The 22,346-nt window shown below is 34.9% G+C and carries 14 protein-coding genes; 9 read left to right on the forward strand and 5 right to left on the reverse strand.

What is annotated here, in order from left to right; all coding sequences use genetic code 11:
- Nucleotides 1–3: 3 nt before the first annotated feature.
- Entirely contained in the window at nucleotides 4–687 is a 684-nt protein-coding gene (locus tag LX95_RS12365) for a cell division ATP-binding protein FtsE (RefSeq protein WP_111541771.1), read from the reverse strand.
- Nucleotides 688–861: 174 nt separating this feature from the next.
- Here LX95_RS12365 and LX95_RS12370 point away from each other — a divergent pair, with 174 nt between their 5' ends.
- Entirely contained in the window at nucleotides 862–3,891 is a 3,030-nt protein-coding gene (locus LX95_RS12370; RefSeq protein ID WP_111541772.1) for a tetratricopeptide repeat protein, read from the forward strand.
- 27 nt (nucleotides 3,892–3,918) lie between these two features.
- Nucleotides 3,919–5,667, forward strand: coding sequence for a TonB-dependent receptor (locus LX95_RS12375; RefSeq protein ID WP_111541773.1), 1,749 nt, complete (start codon nucleotides 3,919–3,921; stop codon nucleotides 5,665–5,667).
- 75 nt (nucleotides 5,668–5,742) lie between these two features.
- Here LX95_RS12375 and LX95_RS12380 read toward each other — a convergent pair whose 3' ends face one another.
- On the reverse strand, nucleotides 5,743–7,671 hold the full coding sequence (locus LX95_RS12380) for a T9SS type A sorting domain-containing protein (protein WP_111541774.1): 1,929 nt from the start codon (nucleotides 7,669–7,671) through the stop codon (nucleotides 5,743–5,745).
- 153 nt (nucleotides 7,672–7,824) lie between these two features.
- On the opposite strand from LX95_RS12380, the gene LX95_RS12385 reads away from it, so the two are divergent.
- Together LX95_RS12385 and LX95_RS12390 are read left to right on the forward strand one after the other, a co-directional pair.
- The gene (locus LX95_RS12385) at nucleotides 7,825–12,069 is read left to right on the forward strand and encodes a BspA family leucine-rich repeat surface protein (protein ID WP_111541775.1); all 4,245 of its coding nucleotides are present in this window, start codon (nucleotides 7,825–7,827) and stop codon (nucleotides 12,067–12,069) included.
- A 74-nt stretch (nucleotides 12,070–12,143) separates the two neighbouring features.
- Nucleotides 12,144–13,763, forward strand: a complete 1,620-nt coding sequence (locus tag LX95_RS12390; protein WP_111541776.1) for an amidohydrolase — start codon at nucleotides 12,144–12,146, stop codon at nucleotides 13,761–13,763.
- A gap of 128 nt (nucleotides 13,764–13,891) precedes the next feature.
- On the opposite strand, the gene LX95_RS12395 is transcribed toward LX95_RS12390, so the two are convergent.
- Both LX95_RS12395 and LX95_RS12400 read right to left on the reverse strand, forming a co-directional pair.
- On the reverse strand, nucleotides 13,892–14,665 hold the full coding sequence (locus LX95_RS12395; RefSeq protein ID WP_111541777.1) for a hypothetical protein: 774 nt from the start codon (nucleotides 14,663–14,665) through the stop codon (nucleotides 13,892–13,894).
- Between the two features lie 56 nt (nucleotides 14,666–14,721).
- Nucleotides 14,722–15,429 (reverse strand): class I SAM-dependent methyltransferase, encoded by a 708-nt coding sequence (locus LX95_RS12400; RefSeq protein ID WP_317047036.1) that lies wholly within the window; start codon nucleotides 15,427–15,429, stop codon nucleotides 14,722–14,724.
- Nucleotides 15,430–15,462: 33 nt separating this feature from the next.
- Here LX95_RS12400 and LX95_RS12405 point away from each other — a divergent pair, with 33 nt between their 5' ends.
- Nucleotides 15,463–15,954: a YkgJ family cysteine cluster protein gene (locus tag LX95_RS12405; protein ID WP_111541827.1), complete on the forward strand. Its 492-nt coding sequence runs from the start codon at nucleotides 15,463–15,465 to the stop codon at nucleotides 15,952–15,954.
- Here the strand turns inward: LX95_RS12405 and LX95_RS12410 are convergent.
- Entirely contained in the window at nucleotides 15,951–17,192 is a 1,242-nt protein-coding gene (locus tag LX95_RS12410) for an exo-beta-N-acetylmuramidase NamZ family protein (protein ID WP_111541778.1), read from the reverse strand. The two genes, LX95_RS12405 and LX95_RS12410, sit on opposite strands and share 4 nt — an antisense overlap.
- A gap of 7 nt (nucleotides 17,193–17,199) precedes the next feature.
- Here LX95_RS12410 and LX95_RS12415 point away from each other — a divergent pair, with 7 nt between their 5' ends.
- The 4 genes from LX95_RS12415 (at nucleotide 17,200) to LX95_RS12430 (ending at nucleotide 22,237) form a co-directional block, all read left to right on the forward strand.
- A complete protein-coding gene (locus LX95_RS12415) occupies nucleotides 17,200–18,441 on the forward strand; it encodes an ABC transporter permease (RefSeq protein WP_111541828.1) in 1,242 nt (413 codons plus the stop codon).
- A gap of 10 nt (nucleotides 18,442–18,451) precedes the next feature.
- Entirely contained in the window at nucleotides 18,452–18,835 is a 384-nt protein-coding gene (locus LX95_RS12420; RefSeq protein WP_111541779.1) for an acyl-CoA thioesterase, read from the forward strand.
- A 249-nt stretch (nucleotides 18,836–19,084) separates the two neighbouring features.
- Nucleotides 19,085–20,065, forward strand: coding sequence for a PLP-dependent cysteine synthase family protein (locus LX95_RS12425; RefSeq protein ID WP_111541780.1), 981 nt, complete (start codon nucleotides 19,085–19,087; stop codon nucleotides 20,063–20,065).
- Nucleotides 20,066–20,134: 69 nt separating this feature from the next.
- Nucleotides 20,135–22,237 carry an amino acid carrier protein gene (locus tag LX95_RS12430; protein WP_111541781.1) on the forward strand — a complete coding sequence of 701 codons (2,103 nt, stop codon included), beginning with the start codon at nucleotides 20,135–20,137 and terminating at the stop codon, nucleotides 22,235–22,237.
- Nucleotides 22,238–22,346: the final 109 nt, after the last annotated feature.

Below are 22,346 nucleotides of genomic sequence, written 5' to 3' on the forward strand. Positions count from 1 at the left end.
AAATTATGCAGTTTTCTGTACTACTTCAAATACTTTTTGTCCGTCGCATTTCAATGTTTTTGATGGGTATTTCAAGAGAAGTGCATAATCGTGTGTAGCCATAAGTATGGTGTTACCGTTACGGTTAATTTCTTGTAAAACTTCCATGACTTCAACAGAAGTTTGCGGATCTAAATTTCCTGTAGGCTCATCGGCTAAAATTAACTCAGGGTCATTTAATAACGCACGCGCTATGGCAATACGTTGTTGCTCACCACCAGAAAGCTGATAAGGGTATTTAAAGTTTTTAGTTTTCATTCCCACTTTATCTAAAACCTGATCGATTTTGCTTTCCATCGCTTTTTTCTCCTTCCAACCCGTAGCTTTTAAAACAAACATAAGATTGTCTTTAATCGTGCGATCATTCAATAATTTGAAATCTTGAAAGACTACACCCAATTTTCTTCTTAAAAACGGAATGTTTTTTTCTTTTAGTTGTCTTAAATCAAAGCCTACGATACTCCCTTCTCCCTCTTTTAGCGGAATATCTCCGTAAAGCGTTTTCATAAAACTACTTTTACCAGTACCTGTTTTTCCGATAAGGTAAACAAAATCACCTTTATTAATTTCTACGTTCACATCAGAAAGAATAAGGTTTTCTCTTTGGTAAACCGCAGCATTCTTGAGTTCTAAAATAGGGTTTGACATACTAAAAGTTTTAAGGCTTAAAGGTAATTGAATATTTGTAAAGAAAAAACAAGGCTTAAAAATCTATCTAAGAAGATTTGTTTAACATTAACATAATTATCACAACAAAGTTTCGTTATCAAAATAGCAATTCCACTATATTTGATCCATTAAATAATAATTAAATTTAGCTGCATGTTAAAGAAAATAAGTCTTTGTTTGGCCTTAACGGCAAGTGTTTCGGTACCAGTAATGAGTCAGCAAACCGCCATATACACGAACGATTTTGCAGATTACAATAGAGCTATGGTGCTTTTTGAAAACAACCAGTACAAAGCAGCTCAAACTTTATTTCAAAAAGTAGAGCAAGAAGTAAGTAGCTTAGAGCTCAAAGCCGATTGTGCTTATTACGTTGCTATTTGTGCCGTAAGATTAAACCAATCTAATGCCGATGCTTTGATGGAGGATTTTGTAAATGAACATCCTACGAGCACCAAGCGTAATTCTGCTTATATAAATGTAGCAAATTATTATTTTAATAATGGCGATTATAATAGAGCAAGACAATGGTATGAAAAAGTAGATACTGCAGGTCTTTCTAGAGCAGAGCAGCAAGAATTTAATTTTAATAACGGTTATGCTTATTTTAAAGCAGGGAGAAAAAAAGAAGCTAAGACGTACTTTAATAGAGTAAGAGACAGTAAGGAATATGGTTCTCAAGCTAAATATTACCTTGGGTTTATTGCTTATGAAGGCGACGATTACCAAGAGGCAAACGATATGTTTGAGGAGGTAAAAGGGGATGGGAGGTTAGATAAATCTCTTTCTTACTTTCAGAGTGATATGAACTTTAAGCTAGGAAAATTCGAGAAAGCGATAGAATTAGGGAAAGCTCAATTAGATCGTTCTAACCGTCAAGAAAAATCTGAACTTAATAAAATTATTGGAGAAAGTTATTTTAATTTAGAACAATACGACCAGGCTATTCCTTATTTAAAAGAATATCAAGGTAAGCGCGGTAAATGGAATAATACCGATTATTACCAATTAGGGTATGCTTATTATAAACAAGGAGAATATCAAAATGCGATCAATGAGTTTAATAAAATTATTGATGGCCAAAATCACGTGGCACAAAACGCCTATTACCATCTAGCAGAATCTTATGTAGAGTTAAACCAAAAGCAACAAGCATTAAATGCGTTTAAGAATGCTTCGGAAATGAATTTTGATGAAAAAATTCAGGAAGATGCTGCTTTAAATTATGCTAAATTGAGCTACGAGATTGGGAATAACTACAAAAGTATTCCAGAAGTACTTACCGCTTTTTTAGAAAAATACCCTAATAATTCCGCTACGACGGAAATAGAAAAACTATTAATAGATTCTTACATCACTTCTAAAAACTACCAAAAAGCACTTAGCATTTTAGAAGGAAGTAACAAGTATAACGACAAGTTGGTTTATCAAAAAGTAGCTTATTATAGAGGAACAGAGTTGTATAATGAAGGAAATTATTCGGCGGCTTTAGTACATTTTAATAAATCGCTTAAAGAAAGAAACGATGCCGCTTTTACGGCAAAAGCCACCTATTGGAAAGCAGAAAGTGATTATAATTTAGAAAATTACCAGTCGGCATTAATTGGCTACAAGGAGTTTATGGGAATGACCGCAGCCAAACCAACTGAAGAGTTTAAAGCTATAGATTATAACATTGGGTATGTGTATTTTAAAAAGAAAGAATATGCGAATGCGATTAGTCATTTTAACGCTTACGCGGAAAAAAACAATATTCCGTTAACTCAAAAAAATGATGCTTACCTAAGATTGGGAGACAGTCATTTTGTAACGAGTAATTATTGGCCAGCGATGGAAGCTTACAACAAATCGATTGCTTTAAAAGGAATTGATTCTGACTATGCTTATTTCCAAAAAGCCATCAGTTATGGTTTTGTAAATAAAAACCAAGATAAAATTAGAGATCTAGAAAGCTTTGTTTCAAAATATCCAAAGAGTATTTACAAAGATGACGCTCTTTACGAATTAGGAAACACCTACGTGGCTGAAGAAAATTCCGCGGCAGCGTTAAAAGCGTACGATAGATTACAAAGTGAAACCCCATCTAGTTCTTTTGTTTCTAAATCATTATTGAAACAAGGATTAATTTTCTATAACGGAAATGAAAGCGATAAAGCCTTAACTAAATTCAAAAAAGTAGTTGCAGATTATCCAAACACCAATGAAGCGGTACAAGCGGTAAAAACGGCGCGAGGTATTTATGTAGACTTAGGTAGAACCGATGAATATGCTAGTTGGGTGCAGAATTTAGATTTTGTTGAGGTAGCCGATTCTGATATCGATAATGCTACTTACGAGGCGGCAGAGCAACAGTTTATTCAAAACAATACTAATCCTGCCATAAAAGGTTTTGATAAGTATTTACAAGAATTCCCTAACGGACTTCACGCAACTTCGGCCAACTTTTACTTAGCTCAATTGCAATTTAAAACCGATAAGAAAGCAGAAGCTGCGCCGCATTACAATTATGTGATTCAGCAACCAAGAAGTGAGTTTACAGAGCAAGCTTTGGCAAGATTATCACAGATTTATTTAGAGCAAAAAAATTATCAAAAAGCAATTCCAGTTTTAAAACGTTTAGAAACTGAGGCAGATTTTCCTCAAAACATCACATTTGCACAATCTAATCTAATGAAATCTTACTATCAACAAGAAGATTATGCACAAACCATTGTATATGCAGAGCGTGTTTTACAAAATGGAAAGATAGAAAATCAAGTAAAAAGTGATGCGCAAGTGTTTATTGCAAGATCTGCGATTAAGACGGGAGATGAAACTCGAGCTAAAAGCGCTTACCAAGAAGTTCAAAAAATTGCCAAAGGTGAACTAGCAGCCGAAGCACAATATTACGAGGCTTATTTCTTAAGAAAAGATTCTAAATTTAAAGAATCAAATGCTGCCGTTCAGGTGTTGGCAAAAGATTTTTCAGGCTATAAAATGTATGGAGCAAAAGGTCTAGTAATTATGGCTAAAAACTTTTATGATCTTGAAGATGCTTATCAAGCCACCTATATTTTAGAAAATGTTATCAATAATTTTGAAGCTTTTCCAGAAGTGGTAGAAGAAGCTAAAGCAGAATTGATTCGTATTAAAACCGAAGAAGCTAAAACCAATTCTTCTGTAGAAACAGAAACAGAGCAAAACTAATTTTAAACACAAACTAATCTTTCTTATATGCAACGCATTTCATTAAGTAAAGTATTTTTATACAGTATCACTTTTTTATTCACAGGAGTAGTTTTTGCTCAAGAAGATGAGGAAGGCGATATCGATACCGAAAGGCTCATTATTGTAAAACCGTATTCGCCTACCGTAAGTGACGCGTTTAAGGTAAAGCAAACTCCAGTAATAAATGACTCTACAGAAAACAAAAAGAAACAAGTTTCTTACGATATTTTTTCGTTCCCTGTAGCTTCAACTTTTACACCTGCAAAAGGTACAGCTGCTGGAGTCACTAGAAAATCTATGCCACGACTCTATGATAATTATGCTTCTTTAGGCTTTGGTAATTACTCTAACATTGCGGCAGAGTTTTACAGCACCATTAACTTAGATAGAGGAAAAGAAGTTTCTATTGGTTTGGTGCATAACTCTTCTCAAGGAGGAATAGATGAAGCTCGTCTAGATGATAAGTTTTATGATACTGGCTTAGAAATAGGTTATAAAGCTCAACAACGTAATTTTACTTGGGGAGTAGATGCTGGTTTTCAGCACCAAGTTTATAACTGGTATGGAATTCCAGATTATTTCCAACCCACAGAGATTGAATTAGCAGGAATCGATCCTCAACATTCTTATTATGCTGCGACATTTGGCGCAAATATAGATATGGAACAAGGGATTTTTGATGAAGCTAAGTTTAAATACAGAAGATTTGGTGATAATTTTGGAAGCGGTGAAAACCATGTAAAATGGACTCCGAAGTTAGAATTTCCGGTTGTAGAACAACTTATTGGGACAGAGCTTTCTTTTGACTTTGTAAATGGAAACTTTGATGAAAGCTATGAAAACCTTCCCGTAAGCAATCAATACGGTTTCTTTAATTTAGGTGTAGCACCAAGCATTCAAATACAAAATGAAGACCTTTCTGTAAACTTAGGAGCTCAGTTGGTGTATTCTATGGATATAGAAAATGAAGACAATAACCTGTATTTGTATCCAAAAGTGACAGGGAGTTACCGTGTAGCGGGAGATTATTTTATCGCTTACGCTGGAGCGGAAGGAGAATTAAAGCAAAATACATATTATGAATTCGTACAAGAAAATCCGTTTGTTTCTCCAACCTTACTAGTAGCCCCAACCGATAAGCAATATGATATTTACCTTGGAGGAAAAGGGAAATTTACAGATCAAATAAGTTATAACATCCGCGGAAGCTATAAGTCTGAAGTCAATAAACCTATGTTTATTCACAATCCTTATGTAGCAACAGGAAATACTCCAAAGGAAGGTTACGAAAATTTCAATTCATTCGGAGTGGTTTATGATGACGTCACGACGGTTTCCTTTTTTGGAGAACTGCAATTTGCATTAAGTGATGATTTTAATGTGAGACTTAACGGAACTTATAATAACTATAGCGCAGATACACAAGATGAGGTTTGGAATTTACCTGAGTTTGAAGGTTCGTTAGCTTTAGATTATCAAATTACCGAAAAGTGGTTTGCAGGTGCGAGTATGTTTGCCGTAGGAGAACGTAATGTTTATTTAGACTTTCAAGGTTTACAAAGCACTTACCAAACCAAAGGAACAATGGATGCTTACTTAGATGCCAACTTGCGAGTAGGCTACAAATTAAACGACCGACTTTCTTTATTTGCTCGTGGGAATAACTTATTAACCGAAAACTACAGACCTTGGTTAGGTTACCCAACACAAGGTTTACAAGTTATGGCAGGAGCTAGTTATCAATTTGATTGGTAGGAGAAGTATTTTAAGGTCTGTGACAACCCCTGAAGTCTAAAACTTCAGGGGTTGTTATTTCATATTGAAAGAAAATTATTTCTTAATCACTTTAAAAGTTTGCCTTTGTCCTTTCATAGAAACCTGTATAAAATAAACTCCAGTAGGTAAAGAATTTAAATCTAGGCTTATCGATTTTTGGTTTTTTGTAAGGCTATTGTTGGGGAGAGCTAAACGCCCCAATACATCAAATACTTTTATATTTTCAAAACCTTCTCTTGATTTTAAATGAACCCTTCCTGTAGTTGGATTAGGCCATAATTCTACCTTAGGCAATACGTTTACCGCTGTGTTTAATACAAAATCACTACAGTTTACACCATCTTTGGCCAGTTGCGCGAGAAAGAAGTCATGATCGTTGCCATTTTTCTTATACATTCGTGGCACGGTAGGATGAGCATCAAAGAGCCAGTCACTTTGCATATAACCACCTACTACAATATTTCCCAATTTATCTACTTCAAGGGCTGTTATTACGTCATCGTGCCCAAAACCAGAACTCATAATATCGTGGATTTCTATTCCCTCTCCTGTGGTTTTATCTAAACGAATAACCACGGGATCGGTACCATGTCCCGAAGGACGCTCAAAATAAGCATTATCCCAGTAGTGACCACCACCTCCAAAGGAAACATAGCCTTGACCTAAAAAAACCTCATCTCCACTAACGATTACACGGTCTGGTGCCCGTGCAGCGCCGTCGGGCATACTCGTCCATACATGTTGACCGTTACTGTCTAGTTTCATACAATATGGCTCTGACAACAAATTACTAAAAACATATCCTGCGAAAGAATGGTCTGGGTCGTTAAACATGGCACCCCTAAAAGTTCCTGTTAAATAAACATTACCTTGATCATCTAATGCTACATCACTTATCCTGAGCCAAGTTCCACCAGAGTTTGCACTATATTCGTGCCACCAAATGGAACTACCATCGGTTGCATCAAAAGCAGCGATATAATACGCTCCAGTTAGCTCCACTCCATTGATTATAATGGGATGTACGGGGGATGACCCCGCCCAACCACGAGCCACCATATAATATCTGTTATTGGAAGGATCATAAGCAAATCTTGTTCTACTAGATTGAACCCAACCGAAATGTAAAAATCCCTTTGCATCAAAACGGGTATAACCAAGAAAAGTTCCATTTTTATCATAACGTACCACTCCTGTATCTCCCACTTGCATATTCAAGGGAGCAAAATAATGGTCTTCCGCAATAATACTTCCATTTTCAAACGATGCCCCAGGATCTAATGTAATTCTCCAATGGATGGTACCGTCATCCTCAACCTCAAGTTCTCCTCCCGAAACAGCTCCCCATGTGGGATCTGTTGGATCGGGTTGTGGTTCCTTAAGCCATTGAAAATTTCCTTGGGTATCATATTTCATTAAGTACACATGCTTGTCAAGGTTAACCGATGTTTTTATACTATCTTGATCATAATGGATAGGTACAGTAGCACTTGGTGGCTGTAAAATATACCCAGCAATATAAACGCCTCCTTCTTCGTCGGTGGCCAAGCCATTTGCAAATATTTGTCCACCTCCTCCAATGGTTTTTTGCCACCTAAAGGTTCCATCGCAGGTAGTGGAAACCAAATAAGTATCCCTAGCATTGTAACTCGATAACATTCCATTGGATTCATTGTACGTGGCAATAGGGATGGTGTCATTGGGTATGTTCCCAAAGGTAGGTTCGCTTCCCGGAGTGGTCTCACTGCCTACATCGGCAACAAAATAATAATTATTGTCCTTATCTATGGCGATATGTCTTACTTTTTGAGAATTATCAAAACTAAAACTGTTCCCGTTGTTGGGAGCCATATCTCGCTTTCCTCCGCCACGTACTGCCCATGACCAGTCATAATCGTTTTGCTGAGCAGAGACTTGTTCAGGAATAAAAATAACTACCACTAAAAGGGATATAAGTTTATTGAAAATTTTTGAAGTCTTCATAGTTGAAATTTTGGTAAGTATCTAAAATTAAAATAAGTAAATTTTGTACTAGTCCGGTTTTAACAAATCTAATATGATTTATGTTAATTAAATACAATATAGAAAATATAGTTATATTGCTATCTCAATCTCAGTCATTTAACTTATCTGTTTATGAAATATTTTTACATCACACTATTTCTATTACTTTCAGTTTCTTTTGTAAGTGCCCAAAACCAAGCTTTTATTACCACTTGGGAGGTAACTAACAATGACTTAGAAATTACTATTCCAGTATATCAATCAGTAACTCTCGATTATAATTATACCGTAGACTTTGGTGATGGTACCGTTTTAAACAACCAAACAGGAGATGCAGCTCACACTTACAATACTGCTGGTATTTATACGGTAAGTATTACAGGAGACTTTCCAAGAATTTATTTTTTCAATAATTATGGTAGTGGTCAAAAACTTGCAAGTGTAGAACAATGGGGAGATATACAATGGCAATCGATGGAATCTGCGTTCTCATATTGTCCAAGTCTTATGATAAATGCAACAGATGCTCCCGATTTAAGCCAAGTGATAAATTTGAGTGAAATGTTCGCGGGATGCAGAATTTTTAATCAATCTATCAACCATTGGGATGTTTCTAATATTATCAATATGACTTCTATGTTTGATGGTGCATGGGATTTTAATCAGCCTTTAAATAACTGGGATGTTTCTAATGTTACTAATATGAGTACTATGTTTCGTGATGCTAACGATTTTAACCAAAATATTAATAATTGGGATGTTTCTAATGTTACTAATATGAGTTCTATGTTTGCTAGTTTATTTTATCCTTCTAATTTTAACCAGCCGCTTAATAATTGGGATGTTTCTAATGTTACCGATATGAGTTCTATGTTTCGCCAATTATCGTTATTTAATCAACCACTTAATAATTGGGATGTCTCTAATGTAATTAATATGGAATTTATGTTTGAATATGTAACAGATTTCGACCAACCACTTAATAACTGGGATGTTTCTGGTGTTACCAATATGAAGAGTATGTTTTCTTCAGCATATAGCTTTAATCAAAATATAAATAATTGGGATGTTTCAAACGTTACTGACATGTCGGGTATGTTTTCCATGACACAATCATTTAATCAGCCACTTAATAATTGGGATGTATCGAGCATTGTAAAAATGGGTGGTAATTCAATTTTTGTAGGTGATGGGGGAATGTTTGAGCATGCTGAAGTTTTTAATCAAGATATATCTGGTTGGGATGTTTCTAATGTTCAAAATTTTGGATCTATGTTCGCTTCCGCTGATGCATTTAATCAAGACCTATCCAGTTGGGATGTTTCCAGCGCTACAACCATGACTAGAATGTTCAATTTAGCCATAAGTTTTAATCAACCTATAAATATCTGGGACGTTTCCAACGTTACCAACATGAGCAATATGTTTGGTGGGAATCCTGCTTTTAATCAAAGTTTATTCAATTGGGATGTTTCCAGCGTTACCGACATGACCAGAATGTTTTTGGAAGCTACGGCGTTTAACCAGGATATTTCCGGTTGGGATGTGGTCAATGTAGAATTTATGGGCGGAATGTTTGCCGATGCTTCCGCATTTAATCAAGATATTTCTACATGGGTATTTCATACAAATCTCTCATTTGATGTTTATAATGATGTCGGTTTTCTTGAAAATAGCGGCTTAGACGTACAAAACTACGATTTGCTCTTAGCACAATTTGCATCCTTAAACCTAAATGATAAAGCATTAGGAGCAGATGGCTTGGAATATTGCGATACTACTTCAAGAAATCAATTGATTACCAATTTAGGTTGGGTTATTAACGGAGATACACCATCCGCAGGCTGCACCACTCCAATAGATCCCTTTATTACTACCTGGGAAGTTACCGCAGGAGATTTAAGCATCACCATTCCTACAAATAACAGCAGTGGCTATTATAACTATAAAGTTGATTTTGGCGATAGCACCGTACTAACCAACCAAACTAGCGATGCCAGCCATACATACGCTAACCCCGGTACGTACACCGTAAGCATTACCGGTGATTTCCCACGAATCAATTTTTCCAGTAATTTCGGTATGCAAGCAAAACTTAGAAGCGTAGAACAATGGGGTGATATTCAATGGCATTCCATGGCAGGGGCATTTAAAGGTTGTGGTTATCTATTTCTAAATGCTACTGACACTCCAGATTTAAGCCTGGTTACCGATATGACCAGAATGTTTGCTGAAGCATCGGGCTTTAATAGTGGTAACCTTAACAGCTGGGATGTTTCCACGATTACCAACATGAGCCAACTTTTTAAAGAAGCATATCTATTTGATCAAGCTTTAAACAACTGGGATGTTTCTAATGTTACAGATGTACAGGCTATGTTTGAGGAAGCACATTCTTTTAATCAAGCCTTAAGCAATTGGGATGTTTCCAGTGTGACCAACATGTCTACTATGTTTAAGAATGCAAACGCTTTTAACCAAACCATTGATAATTGGAATGTTTCTAGCGTTAGCGATATGAGCGATATGTTTCACGGAGCTAATATTTTTAATCAACCTTTAAACACTTGGAATGTTTCTAGTGTAACTCATATGAATAAGATGTTCTATGGGGCTTCTTCTTTTAATCAAGCTATAAATAATTGGGATGTTTCTAATGTTGAACTGATGCGAGCCATGTTTAGGTATGCAACAGATTTTAATCAAGACTTATCTTCATGGAATTTCAATCAAAATGTACTGTTCAATTCCTATGATCTCGGCTTTCTTGATAGCTGCGGATTAGATACTTACAATTATGATTCATTATTAGCACAATTCGTTTCGTTAAACCTAACTAATAAAAGTTTAGGAGCCGATGGAATGGAGTATTGCGATACCAATACCCGAAATCAATTGATTACCAATTTAAACTGGACAATTGAGGATGATTCACTATTTGTAGATTGTAATTTGTTTAGTCCTGATGCTTTTATTACCACTTGGGAAGTTGATAATGCCATTGGTCTCAATATTAGCATTCCAACAACAGGAACAGGTTATCAATATGCCATAGACTTTGGTGACGGAACAGCTTTAGGTAATCAAACCGGTGATGCCAACCACACGTATATGAATCCCGGTACATATACGGTTCGTATTACAGGAGATTTTCCGAGAATACATTTTTACAATTCGGGTATGGAAGAAAAATTAAAAACTATTGAGCAATGGGGAATTATTGAATGGCAGTCGATGGAAAATGCATTTAACGGATGTGCGCCACTGATCATTAACGCAACTGATGTCCCCGATTTAAGCCAGGTAACCGATATGAGCAGGATGTTCTCACAGTGCGAAAACCTTAATCAACCGCTTAACCACTGGGATGTTTCCAACGTTACCAACATGTCCTCTCTGTTTGATGGTGTTACTACTTTTAATCAGCCACTTAATAATTGGGATGTTTCGAATGTTATCAATATGAGTCGTATGTTTAGTTTAGCAGATGCATTTAATCAATCGCTAAACAGTTGGGACGTTTCGAGTGTAATGAATATGCAAGGATTATTTATGGGAGCAGACTCGTTTAATCAATCCTTAACTAATTGGGGTGTTTCAAATGTATCGAATATGGGAGGTATGTTTGCCGGAACAGGTTCTTTTAACCACCCCCTCAACAATTGGGATGTTTCCAACGTTACCAACATGGCAAATATGTTTACTGGAGCAGATTCATTTAATCAACCCATTGATACTTGGAACGTTTCTAACGTAACCGATATGTATGAGATGTTTGCAGGAGCAATTAGCTTTAACCAACCCCTTGATAACTGGAATGTTTCAAATGTTTTAGATATGATGGTAATGTTTGGGGGAGCAGTTTCTTTTAACCAAGATATTTCTTCTTGGAATTTTAACAGTAATATAGATCACTTTGGTGAAACCTTTAGTAATAGCGGTTTAAATATCCAAAATTACGATGCAGTATTGCAGCGCTTTGTTCAATTGGGGATTACCAATAAAGTTTTAGGGGCTCACGAACTGTTTTATTGTGATGAAATTGCGCATAACGAACTTACCAACAATTTAGGCTGGACAATTATGGGAGACAGCTTCCACAATGATTGTGAGATGATTGTTGAGGAAGATGTTACAATTGTTCAATTGAATATTTATCCTAACCCTACAGATGCTAAGCTATATATTGATTCTAATCTTCCCTTAAATCAAGTAAATGTATATAATCTTCAAGGGAAAACTCTAATTTCTTCCAATGTTGAGGGGAATAAAAAAAGAAAGGTCAGTTTAAATGTTTCAAGTCTTTCTTCGGGGGTTTATTTTGTAAGGGTAATTGGTAATGGTTTAGAAGATACCTATAAAATCATTAAAAAATAGTTAAATAGAATATATTGATTTAAAAAGCGTTTGTCATTGACAAACGCTTTTTATTTTTGTAAAAAAAAACTTCCATGAAGAAAATATTATTCCTCTTTGTATTAATAAGTCTACAAGCTTGTCAAAAGAAGCAACAAGTAGATTTAATTGTTAGAAATGCAAAAGTCTACACTGTAGATGGAAAATTTAATATTGCCAAAGGTTTTGCTGTAAATAATGGGAAAATTATAGAAGTAGCCGATGCAGAAGAATTACAATTAAAATATAAAGGGAAAGAGGTTTATGATGCTAAAGGACGTACGGTTTATCCTGGGTTTATAGATGCCCATGCACATTTTTACGGTCTAGGTTTACAACTTCAAAAAGTAGATTTAACCAATACTAAAAGTTATGATGAGGTTGTAGAACGTATTATAAAATTTCAAGAAAAGAATCAAGTTAGTTTTATCACGGGAAGAGGATGGGATCAAAACGATTGGGAGGATAAAAATTTCCCCACAAGAGATACCTTAGATAAATTATTTCCTAACATTCCTATTGCAGTTACCCGAATTGACGGTCATGCGATGTTAGTGAATAAAAAAGCTTTAGAACTAGCAGGGATTAATAGATACACTAAAGTAGAAGGTGGAGAAGTAGAATTAAAGCGAGGAAAACTGACAGGAATTTTAATAGATAACCCTATGAGCTTGGTTGATAATATTATTCCAAAAGTCAGCAAAGAACAAGCAATCAAAGGCTTATTAGAAGCTCAAAAAATTGCTTTCAATTTGGGGCTTACAACTATAGATGATGCAGGTTTAAATAGAGAAAGTATAATGCTTATCGATAGTTTACAAAAATCTGGAGATTTAAAAATGCGTCTCTATGCTATGGTTCAAAATCAAGAAGAGGACGTAGATTATTTTCTGAATAAAGGAATTATGAAAACAGATAGGCTTCACGTTAGATCTGTCAAAGTTTATGCCGATGGAGCCTTAGGATCACGAGGAGCAGCCTTGAAAAAACCATATTCCGATAAGAAAAAACATTTTGGAGCTATGGTGATTGGTATAGATGAGTTTAAAAAACTGGCGGCTAAAATAAGTAATACCGAATATCAAATGAATACGCACGCCATTGGAGATTCTGCCAATGTTGTTGTATTAAGAACTTATGATTCTATTTTAAAACACGAAAATAATAAGCGCTGGAGAGTAGAACACGCCCAGATTATAGACGAAAAAGATTTTAAATACTTTGGCGGAAATATTTTACCATCAGTTCAACCTACACACGCGACGAGTGACATGTATTGGGCTAAAGAACGAATAGGAGAGAAACGATTAAAAAATGCTTATGCTTATAAAAAGCTTTTGGAGCAAACCGGAAAAATTGCTTTGGGAACCGATTTTCCTGTTGAAAAAGTAAGTCCGTTTTTAACTTTTTATGCAGCAGTAGCTAGACAAGATGTTCACCAATATCCCAAAGGAGGATTTCAAAAAGAAAATGCTTTATCTAGAGAAGAGACCTTACGAGGTATGACCATTTGGGCGGCTTACGCTAACTTTGAGGAAAAAGAAAAAGGAAGTATAGAAAAGGGAAAAGTAGCCGATTTTATTGTGTTGGATCAAGATATAATGCAAGTAGATTCAAAATTAATACCTAAAACAAAGGTAATGGCTACATTTGTGGGAGGAGAACGAGTAAAATAATTGTTTGAATATCAATTGGAGCGGAGTTGAGAATAATACGGTTTGAAAATTTTTAAACTACCGGCATTCCGCCAGAATGAGTTTCTCAAGTTTGCCGATTAATGTGATAAATAAGTTGGTTTTAAAATTTACCTGCCGCCATTTGCTTGTAAATCGGCATTGCAAGCGGCACCTAAGTTAGGTGTTTCTCCTTGCTCTAACATTCCAATCATTCCCGAAGCAAATTCCGCTTGAGCTCGCATTAAACAATTTTCTGTAATACAATGCCCGTCAGATTCTGGATCTTTATGGTCGCTTTGTAGCGGTGTCCCCACATCTACAAGACCTAATAAATGAGCAAATTCATGTTTTAAAACGGTAGTTTCTACATCTACAATATTTGGTGCCGTTAGACCAGATGTGGTTTCTTGAATAGTTTTTTGATAGATAACCGCCGAAGTATTTTGATAAGCAGTACCTAATGTGAATTGATTTCCTTCGTCATTAGCACTATTACCGTTAGCAAAGAACACAAAAATTTTGATCGTAGTCTCATCATTAAATGCAGTTCGGTTATTTTCTTCGATCTCTCTTATTTCTTCAATAGAGAAAGGAGCGCTATTTGGAGCGGGGATTTCCCTTTGAGTAATGCTTACCTTGGTTTTGAAAGTTCTTGCTTGTATAAAACTTTTTAAATTTTCTAAACTTTGGGCTTGTGGCTGAAAACCATCTGGGTAAACCACCTCAACTTCTAAATTCTGAAAAATATCATTTCCTAATAAATCTTCTGCAGAAGCTCCAAGGTTAAGGTTATTACCAGGAATACTAGAAGGAGAATCTCCGTTATCTTTAGAATCATCTTTGCTACAGCCAACAATAAATAATAATGTAAACAATAAGGAGAATACGCTAATTTTCTTCATAAATAGATATTTATTTTTTTGAAATATAAGTAGCTCTTCTTCAAATTACAGAGGCTTTAAGATAATTTTAATTCTGCTAAATAATCATAATGTTCGCCTTCTTGAATCAATTTACAAGAGAATCCGTTGCTTTCTGCAGCTAATTGCAAAGAATTAAAGTCTACATAGAGCCAATCAAAAATTGCAGAAATTTCATTCTTATATTTGATTTGGTAGTGAAGTTCACCGTAATATTGAGTAGGGTCTACCCAAATAGAACCATTTTCTTCTTTATCGAATAAATATTGTAGATCTGATGAGTCTAACAAAACTTTACCATCAGGGTTTAAAATGGTTTTTAAGTGCTGAAAAAATTGAGTGAGATTTTTAAGTTTACCAACAATACCTATCCCATTCATCAGCATTAAAATGGTATCAAACTTTTCTCTTTCTTGGAAGAAATCTTGTACCACAGCATTTTTAATTCCGCGTAAGCGAGCAACTTTTATGGCGCCTTGAGAAATATCTATTGCTTTAACTTCTATTCCTTTTCCTTGCAATGCTAAGGCGTGACTTCCCGCACAACAACCCACATCTAAAGTTTTTCCTTTAGTCAATTGTAATGCCTTTTGTTCTATGGGGGGCATTTCTTTTAGTTCTCTAAAAAGATAATCGGTTGGGATTTCGTCTTCGTCAAAATCTTCAGAGAGAACTTTAATGTTTTCTGAATCATTATGATGATAATGGTCTAATACAGCTTGGCCAAAAATGTCTGGTACAATCAAAAGTAATATTTTTAGATGTTTATATTTGCAGCTATGGATGAGGTTTTAAAAAACTTGCCAAAGCAAGCCAAAGATAAACATAAGGAGAATAAAAAGCTTTTTGCTAAACTTAAAAAAAAGCCACCAAAGCATTTAGATCTTTTAATGCAAGAATTACACGATGATGAGTTTGAAAAAACAGATTGTCTTACGTGTGCAAATTGTTGTAAAACTACAGGTCCTTTATTTACCAATAAGGATGTGGAGCGTATTTCTAAGTTTTTTAAAATGAAACCACAGGCGTTTATAGACGCTTATTTAAGGGTAGATGAAGAAAATGATTATGTGTTACAACAAGTGCCTTGTACATTTTTAGGAGCTGATAATATGTGTTCTATTTACGATGTGAGACCTAAAGCTTGCGCGGAATTTCCTCATACCGATCGCAGGAAATTTCAGCAAATTGCCCATTTAACCTTAAAAAATGTAGCAATTTGTCCTGCGGCTTATAATATTGTAGAAGAAATGAAAAAGCGACTACCTTAATGGTATAATAGATAAGGCTGTCTCATTCTGCTATAATTTTCTATACCTTTTTTCCAACTCGCTTTAATTTTATAGGAATCCCAACCTTGTTCAATTTGTTGTTGTAATTTTTTGGTTCCTGCTAGTTTGCTAAAAAACGGAGTGAAGAAATCATTCTTGTTTTCTGATTTTTCATAAGCTTCTAACAACCATTTTAATTCAATGGTTGAAAGTAGAGGTTCTCCACTTAAATCTTTACCGTAGCAGATTTTTCCTTGATTCTTTGGATGTTTGGCTCCGTCGTTGGGTTGCGGAGTATATTTATAATCAAAATAATTGGAGTCTAAGGCTGGAGATCCAAAAACTTGAAACTGTTTAGAAGTTCCACGTCCTGCATTTACGGGAGTGCCCTCAAAAAAACATAAACTAGGATAGAGGTTAATAGATTTATCGTTGGGTAGGTTAGGTGATGGTTTTATAGGCAATGAATAATGATCTTTTTTAGAGTAGTTTTTCATTTTAATGACCATAAGATCACAAATGAGATTGTTTTGTAACCATTTTTCCCCATTGATCATTTGAGCATATTCTCCAATCGTCATTCCGTGGACGATGGGAATAGGATGCATGCCCACAAAACTCTGGTGCTCCTTTTCTAAAATAGGTCCGTCTATATAATGTCCGTTTGGGTTGGGACGATCTAAAATTAAAACCGTTAAACCTTTTTCTGCAGCAGCTTCCATTACATAATGTAAGGTAGAAATATAGGTGTAAAATCGAACGCCTACATCTTGAATATCAAAGACTAAAATGTCTAAACCTTCCAACTGCTTTTGAGTTGGTTTTTTATTGCTTCCGTAAAGAGAAACGATAGAGATTCCCGTTTTTTCGTCTACTCCATCCACCACTTTTTCGCCAGCATCGGCTTTTCCTCTAAACCCATGTTCGGGAGAAAAAGCTTTTACGACATCAATATTTAAGGAAACTAAAGAATCTACCAAATGCGTGTAACCTCCATTACCTTTAAATACTACCGATGTTTGGTTGCCTACAATGCCTACTTTTTTTCCTTTTAAAAGTGGTAAGTAAGCTTCGGTTTGATTGGCTCCTATAACCAATTTTTGTTCTTTATTAAGAGGATTAGTTGTTTTTGCTTCCGCGGAAGCGTGAACAGGAGATTTTTTTGATGATGGACTAATGCAAGAAACAATAGCAATGACACCGATAAAAAATGTATTTTTGAAAAAATGTAAAAACATACGAGGCTTGAATTTTGAATTCTTTATTTCTAAACGTTTAATAAGCGCTAAAGATTATAAAAGTAGCATATCGGCACCAATTATAAAAATTGCGGTGGCAGCTATTGCTATTGGAGTGATTATGATGTTGGTTTCGGTGGCGACAAGCACAGGTTTACAACAAAAAATTAGAGATAAAATTGCAGCTTTTAATGGCCATATTACGATTGGGAATTTAAATAATAATAATTCTCAAATTTCGATTAAACCCATTTCTTCACAACAAGATTTTTATCCAGATTTTGATGAGGTAGAAGGCATTGATCATATACAGGTAGTAGCTACAAAATACGGAGTGATTAGAACCGAAACCGATTTTGAAGGTATTGTTGTAAAAGGTGTAGGTGTAGATTATCGTTGGGATTATCTAAAAGAGTATTTGGTCGAAGGAAGAATACCTACCTATACGAAAGAAAAAAAATACAGTAAAGAGATCTTACTATCTGCTTATATGGCTAACCGATTAGGATTTGAGCTAAATGATCAGGTGGTGATCTATTTTTTGAATGATGCTAATCAAGAAAGAGCAAGACTTACTGCTTTTGAAATTGTTGGAATTTACGATTCGGGTTTTCAAGAGTTTGATGAAACTTTTTTAATAGCCGATATCACTCAAGTTCAGCGTTTAAATAAATGGGGAGAAGATCAAATAGGAAACTTTGAGGTTTTTGTAGATGATTTTAATCAAATTGAAGAAAAAGGAGGAGAAGTAAATGAACATATCAATACATTCTTAGAGGCCAAAACTATACAGCAATCTTATAATTCTATATTTGAATGGTTGTCGTTGTTTGATTTTAATGTAGCCTTGATCATAGGTATTATGATAATTGTTTCAGGGATTAATATGATTACAGCTTTATTGGTTCTTATTTTAGAAAGAACCCCTATGATAGGGATGTTAAAAGCTTTGGGAAGTAACGATTGGAGTGTAAGAAAAATATTCTTGTATAATGGAGCATATCTTATTATAAAAGGACTATTCTGGGGGAATTTAATAGGTCTAGGCTTATTGTTTCTGCAAAAATATGGAAAGATCATGAAGCTAAATCCAGAGACATATTATGTGACCGAAGCACCAGTGAATATTAATTGGGAATATGTGCTTTTAATAAATATAGGAACTTTAGCTTTATGTTTATTGATGCTATTGGTTCCATCATATTTAATTACAAGAATTAACCCTAGTAGAGCAATTAAGTTTGAGTAAAACCTAAAAGATGACATTAGAAGAAAAAATAAATAACTCTAAAACAACTATTTTTAAAGCTGTTTTTCCTAATACAACCAATCATTATGATACTCTGTTTGGTGGTACTGCAATGCAATTGATGGATGAAACAGCATTCATTACTGCAACAAGATTTAGTAGGCAGCCAATGGTAACGGTTAGCAGTGATCGTATAGACTTTAAAAAGCCAATTCCCGCAGGAACAATTGTAGAGTTGGCTGGTCGTGTAACTTACTTAGGCAATACAAGTATTAAAGTACGCGTAGATATATTTATTGAACAAATGTATGAAGATAGGCGTGAGAAAGCTGTTTCGGGGGAGTTTACATTTGTAGCAATAGATGAAAATAAAAAACCCACTCAAATTTTATAGGTGTTTAATTTTTATTACTCTTATCTCTTCAGATAAAAAGAGTTGTTTTAGAAAAAAGAAACTCTTATGAAAGTGAATAAATAGATTGGTGTTTATTCCTTTTAGTCATTGAAAATACTTGATTAAGAAAACTAAATTAAATTTTACTCATCTGATTATCAATACCCAATTTAAGGTATATTTTCTATAATTATTCAATTTTAGTAGTGTAAAATTCTTTCTTACCTTTGCGCATTAAAAAAATAGAAAATGGATTATAAGGAAAATATATTAGGAACAATTGGGAACACCCCATTGGTTAAAATAAATAAGTTAGCCGAAGAAATTCCTGCCTTGGTTTTAGCTAAATACGAAACTTTTAATCCGGGAAATTCTGTTAAAGATAGAATGGCGGTGAAAATGTTGGAAGATGCAGAAGAGCAAGGGTTAATAAAACCAGGAGGAACAATTATTGAAGGAACTTCAGGGAATACAGGAATGGGACTTGCTTTAGCAGCAATTGTGAAAGGTTACAAAATGGTTTGCGTTATCGCCGATAAGCAGAGTAAGGAAAAAATAGATATTCTTAGAGCAGTAGGAAGTGAAGTAGTGGTTTGCCCAACAGATGTTGAGCCAGAAGATCCTCGTTCTTATTACTCCACTTCTAAACGATTAGCTGAAGAAACACCAAACTCTTGGTATGTTAATCAATATGATAATCCTTCTAATGCTAAAGCGCATTATGAAAGTACTGGTCCAGAAATTTGGAAACAAACAGATGGTAAAGTTACTCACTTTGTTGTAGGAGTAGGTACAGGAGGAACTATTTCTGGGGTAGGGAAATATTTAAAAGAACAAAATCCAGATGTGAAAGTTTGGGGAATTGATACCTACGGTTCGGTATTTAAAAAATATCACGAGACAGGAGAATTTGATGAAAAAGAAATTTATCCTTATATTACAGAAGGAATTGGAGAAGATATTTTACCTAAAAATGTAGATTTTAGTATCATTGATGGTTTTACCAAAGTAACAGATAAAGATGCTGCAGTATATACTCAAAAACTCTCTAAAGAAGAAGGTATGTTTTTAGGGAATTCTGCTGGAGCCGCAATGAAAGGTCTCTTGCAATTAAAAGAGCACTTTACAAAAGATGATGTAGTGGTGGTGTTGTTTCATGATCATGGAAGTCGCTATGTTGGTAAAATGTATAATGATGATTGGATGAAATCTCAAGGTTTCATAGACTAAAAAAAATATAAAAATCCTGCTCTTAAAGCAGGATTTTTTTTGCTATATATTAAAAGAAATAAAATTTATATGAGAAATATATTACTTGTTATCTGTTGTTTAATAGGGTTTTCAATATCTGTTAATGCTCAAAATAATGATTCGTCAACCTCTAAGGATTTACGCATAGAGATAGAATTAAATAATCCATCAAAGACGATAAATGACGCAACAGCTAGCATTAAAGTTATAGGAGGTCAACCTCCTTACAAGTATAAATGGTCAAATCAAGAAACAAGTTTAGAATCAATAAAAGCGAAAGGTTTAATTGAAGGAATGCCTTACTCGGTTAAAGTAGTTGATGCTAACGGAAAAACAGTAACCAAAGAATTTGAAATTCCTACAGAATCTATTACAGAGTTTTTTAATAGTGGTGTTCAACCAGCAGTAAATTTTTTAGGAAGTATTTTATTTTGGGATCCATTTTCTAGCATAGGAATTTATGATCCTGTAGTTTATACAGATTATGAGCAAGTTCCTATTCCTAATTGGGACGCCACGAGTAAAGATGCATATAAATTAGCACAATGGAAATTTGCTGAAAATGATGATGTAAAAGAAGGTGATGAGATAGCTATAGTCACCAGTGATGGAGGAAAGGAAATAAAAGTGATTTCCCCAGTTTCAGGAAAAGTAGGTTATTTGGTGAAAGAAAATCAAGTTATCTATGATCCTAATAGTACTAGTGATGTAGTTGAGCAAGGAGCACATTTTTTAGCTCAAATTAAATATGATAGCCCGCAGCCTTTAAAACACCCTAATGGAGATATCAAACTAAATACGATTCCTTTTATCGTAATTTGGCTTATTTTAGGGAGCATATTTTTTACCTTTAGATTAGGTTTTGTGAACATTAGCGGGTTTAGACATTCTATAGACTTGGCAAAAGGAAAATATGATGATCCAGATGCTCCAGGGAGGATTACTCACTTTCAAGCGATGGCTACAGCAGTATCAGCAACGGTAGGTTTAGGGAATATTGCAGGGGTAGCAGTTGCCATTTCATTGGGTGGAGCTGGAGCAACATTTTGGATGTTTACGGCTGGTTTTTTCGCAATGTCTTTAAAATTTGTGGAGTGTACTTTAGGAGTTAAATATAGAACAATAAACGAAGAAGGTCGAATTTTTGGAGGTCCCATGAACTATCTACGTTATGGTTTGGAGAAAAAAAACTTAAAAGGCTTGGGAAAATTCTTAGCTATTCTATTTGCTGTATTGGGAGTAGTTGCTTCTTTTGGAGGAGGTAATATGTTACAGTCTAATCAAGCATTTAAAATAGTGTCAGAGCAAATACCTTTTCTACAAGGCCAAGGGTTTTGGTTCGGTGTAGGATTTGCTGTGTTAGTTGGAGCTGTTATCCTTGGCGGAATTAACAGTATTGCTAAAGTAACAGGTAAAATAGTGCCATTTATGGCAGCTGTATATATTATAGGTTGTCTTATCGTTATCGGTTTTAATATTGAAAATATTGGTAATGCCTTTTCAGCAATATTTAATGGGGCTTTTTCTGCTACAGCACTCAAAGGAGGTTTTGTTGGGGTTTTAATAGTTGGTTTACAACGGGCAGCATTTTCTAGTGAAGCCGGTGTGGGGTCTGCAGCAATTGCTCACAGTGCAACTAAAACTAATAATCCTATCGCAGATGGATTTACTTCTTTAGTAGAACCTTTCATTGATACCATGGTAGTGTGTACGATGACTGCTTTGGTTCTTATCTTTACAGGAATGCACGAAGTAGATGGTTTAGGAGGCGTAGAATTAACCTCAGATGCATTTGGAAGCGTAATTTCTTGGTTTCCTGCAGTATTGGCTTTTGCGGTCTTTTTATTCGCATTTTCAACGATGGTGTCTTGGTCTTATTACGGGATGCGTTCTTGGACCTACCTTTTTGGAAAGAGTAAAAAATCTGAAGTTATTTATAAAGTAATGTTTTTAATATTTGTAGTACTAGGAGCGTCGGCGAGTTTAGGAGCGGTGTTAAGCTTTTCTGATATGATGATTTTAGCCATGTCTTTCCCAAATATTATAGGATTATATATTTTATCATCAGAAGTAAGAGCAGATATGAAAGCTTATTTAAAGAAACTTAAAGCAGGAGAGCTTTTTATAAATCCAAAATTTAGAGATTCGTAGTCTTTGTATATAAGAAATTTAAAGCCCTTTAGAGTTTATCTTTAAAGGGTTTTTTTTGTTTCTAATTATAATTCCGCTTTAGCGAAAATATCTAGATTAAAAAAAATGA

Source organism: Mesonia algae (genome assembly GCF_003253545.1).
GTDB lineage: Bacteria > Bacteroidota > Bacteroidia > Flavobacteriales > Flavobacteriaceae > Mesonia > Mesonia algae.

What these genes read in the sequence shown, in the direction of transcription:
- LX95_RS12365 (WP_111541771.1), bottom strand. Translation starts at nt 687, where the DNA reads ATGTCAAACCCTATTTTAGAACTCAAGAATGCTGCGGTTTACCAAAGA.
- LX95_RS12370 (WP_111541772.1), top strand. Translation starts at nt 862, where the DNA reads ATGTTAAAGAAAATAAGTCTTTGTTTGGCCTTAACGGCAAGTGTTTCG.
- LX95_RS12395 (WP_111541777.1), bottom strand. Translation starts at nt 14,665, where the DNA reads ATGAAGAAAATTAGCGTATTCTCCTTATTGTTTACATTATTATTTATT.
- LX95_RS12420 (WP_111541779.1), top strand. Translation starts at nt 18,452, where the DNA reads ATGACATTAGAAGAAAAAATAAATAACTCTAAAACAACTATTTTTAAA.
- LX95_RS12380 (WP_111541774.1), bottom strand. Translation starts at nt 7,671, where the DNA reads ATGAAGACTTCAAAAATTTTCAATAAACTTATATCCCTTTTAGTGGTA.
- LX95_RS12430 (WP_111541781.1), top strand. Translation starts at nt 20,135, where the DNA reads ATGAGAAATATATTACTTGTTATCTGTTGTTTAATAGGGTTTTCAATA.
- LX95_RS12375 (WP_111541773.1), top strand. Translation starts at nt 3,919, where the DNA reads ATGCAACGCATTTCATTAAGTAAAGTATTTTTATACAGTATCACTTTT.
- LX95_RS12390 (WP_111541776.1), top strand. Translation starts at nt 12,144, where the DNA reads ATGAAGAAAATATTATTCCTCTTTGTATTAATAAGTCTACAAGCTTGT.
- LX95_RS12405 (WP_111541827.1), top strand. Translation starts at nt 15,463, where the DNA reads ATGGATGAGGTTTTAAAAAACTTGCCAAAGCAAGCCAAAGATAAACAT.
- LX95_RS12425 (WP_111541780.1), top strand. Translation starts at nt 19,085, where the DNA reads ATGGATTATAAGGAAAATATATTAGGAACAATTGGGAACACCCCATTG.
- LX95_RS12385 (WP_111541775.1), top strand. Translation starts at nt 7,825, where the DNA reads ATGAAATATTTTTACATCACACTATTTCTATTACTTTCAGTTTCTTTT.
- LX95_RS12410 (WP_111541778.1), bottom strand. Translation starts at nt 17,192, where the DNA reads ATGTTTTTACATTTTTTCAAAAATACATTTTTTATCGGTGTCATTGCT.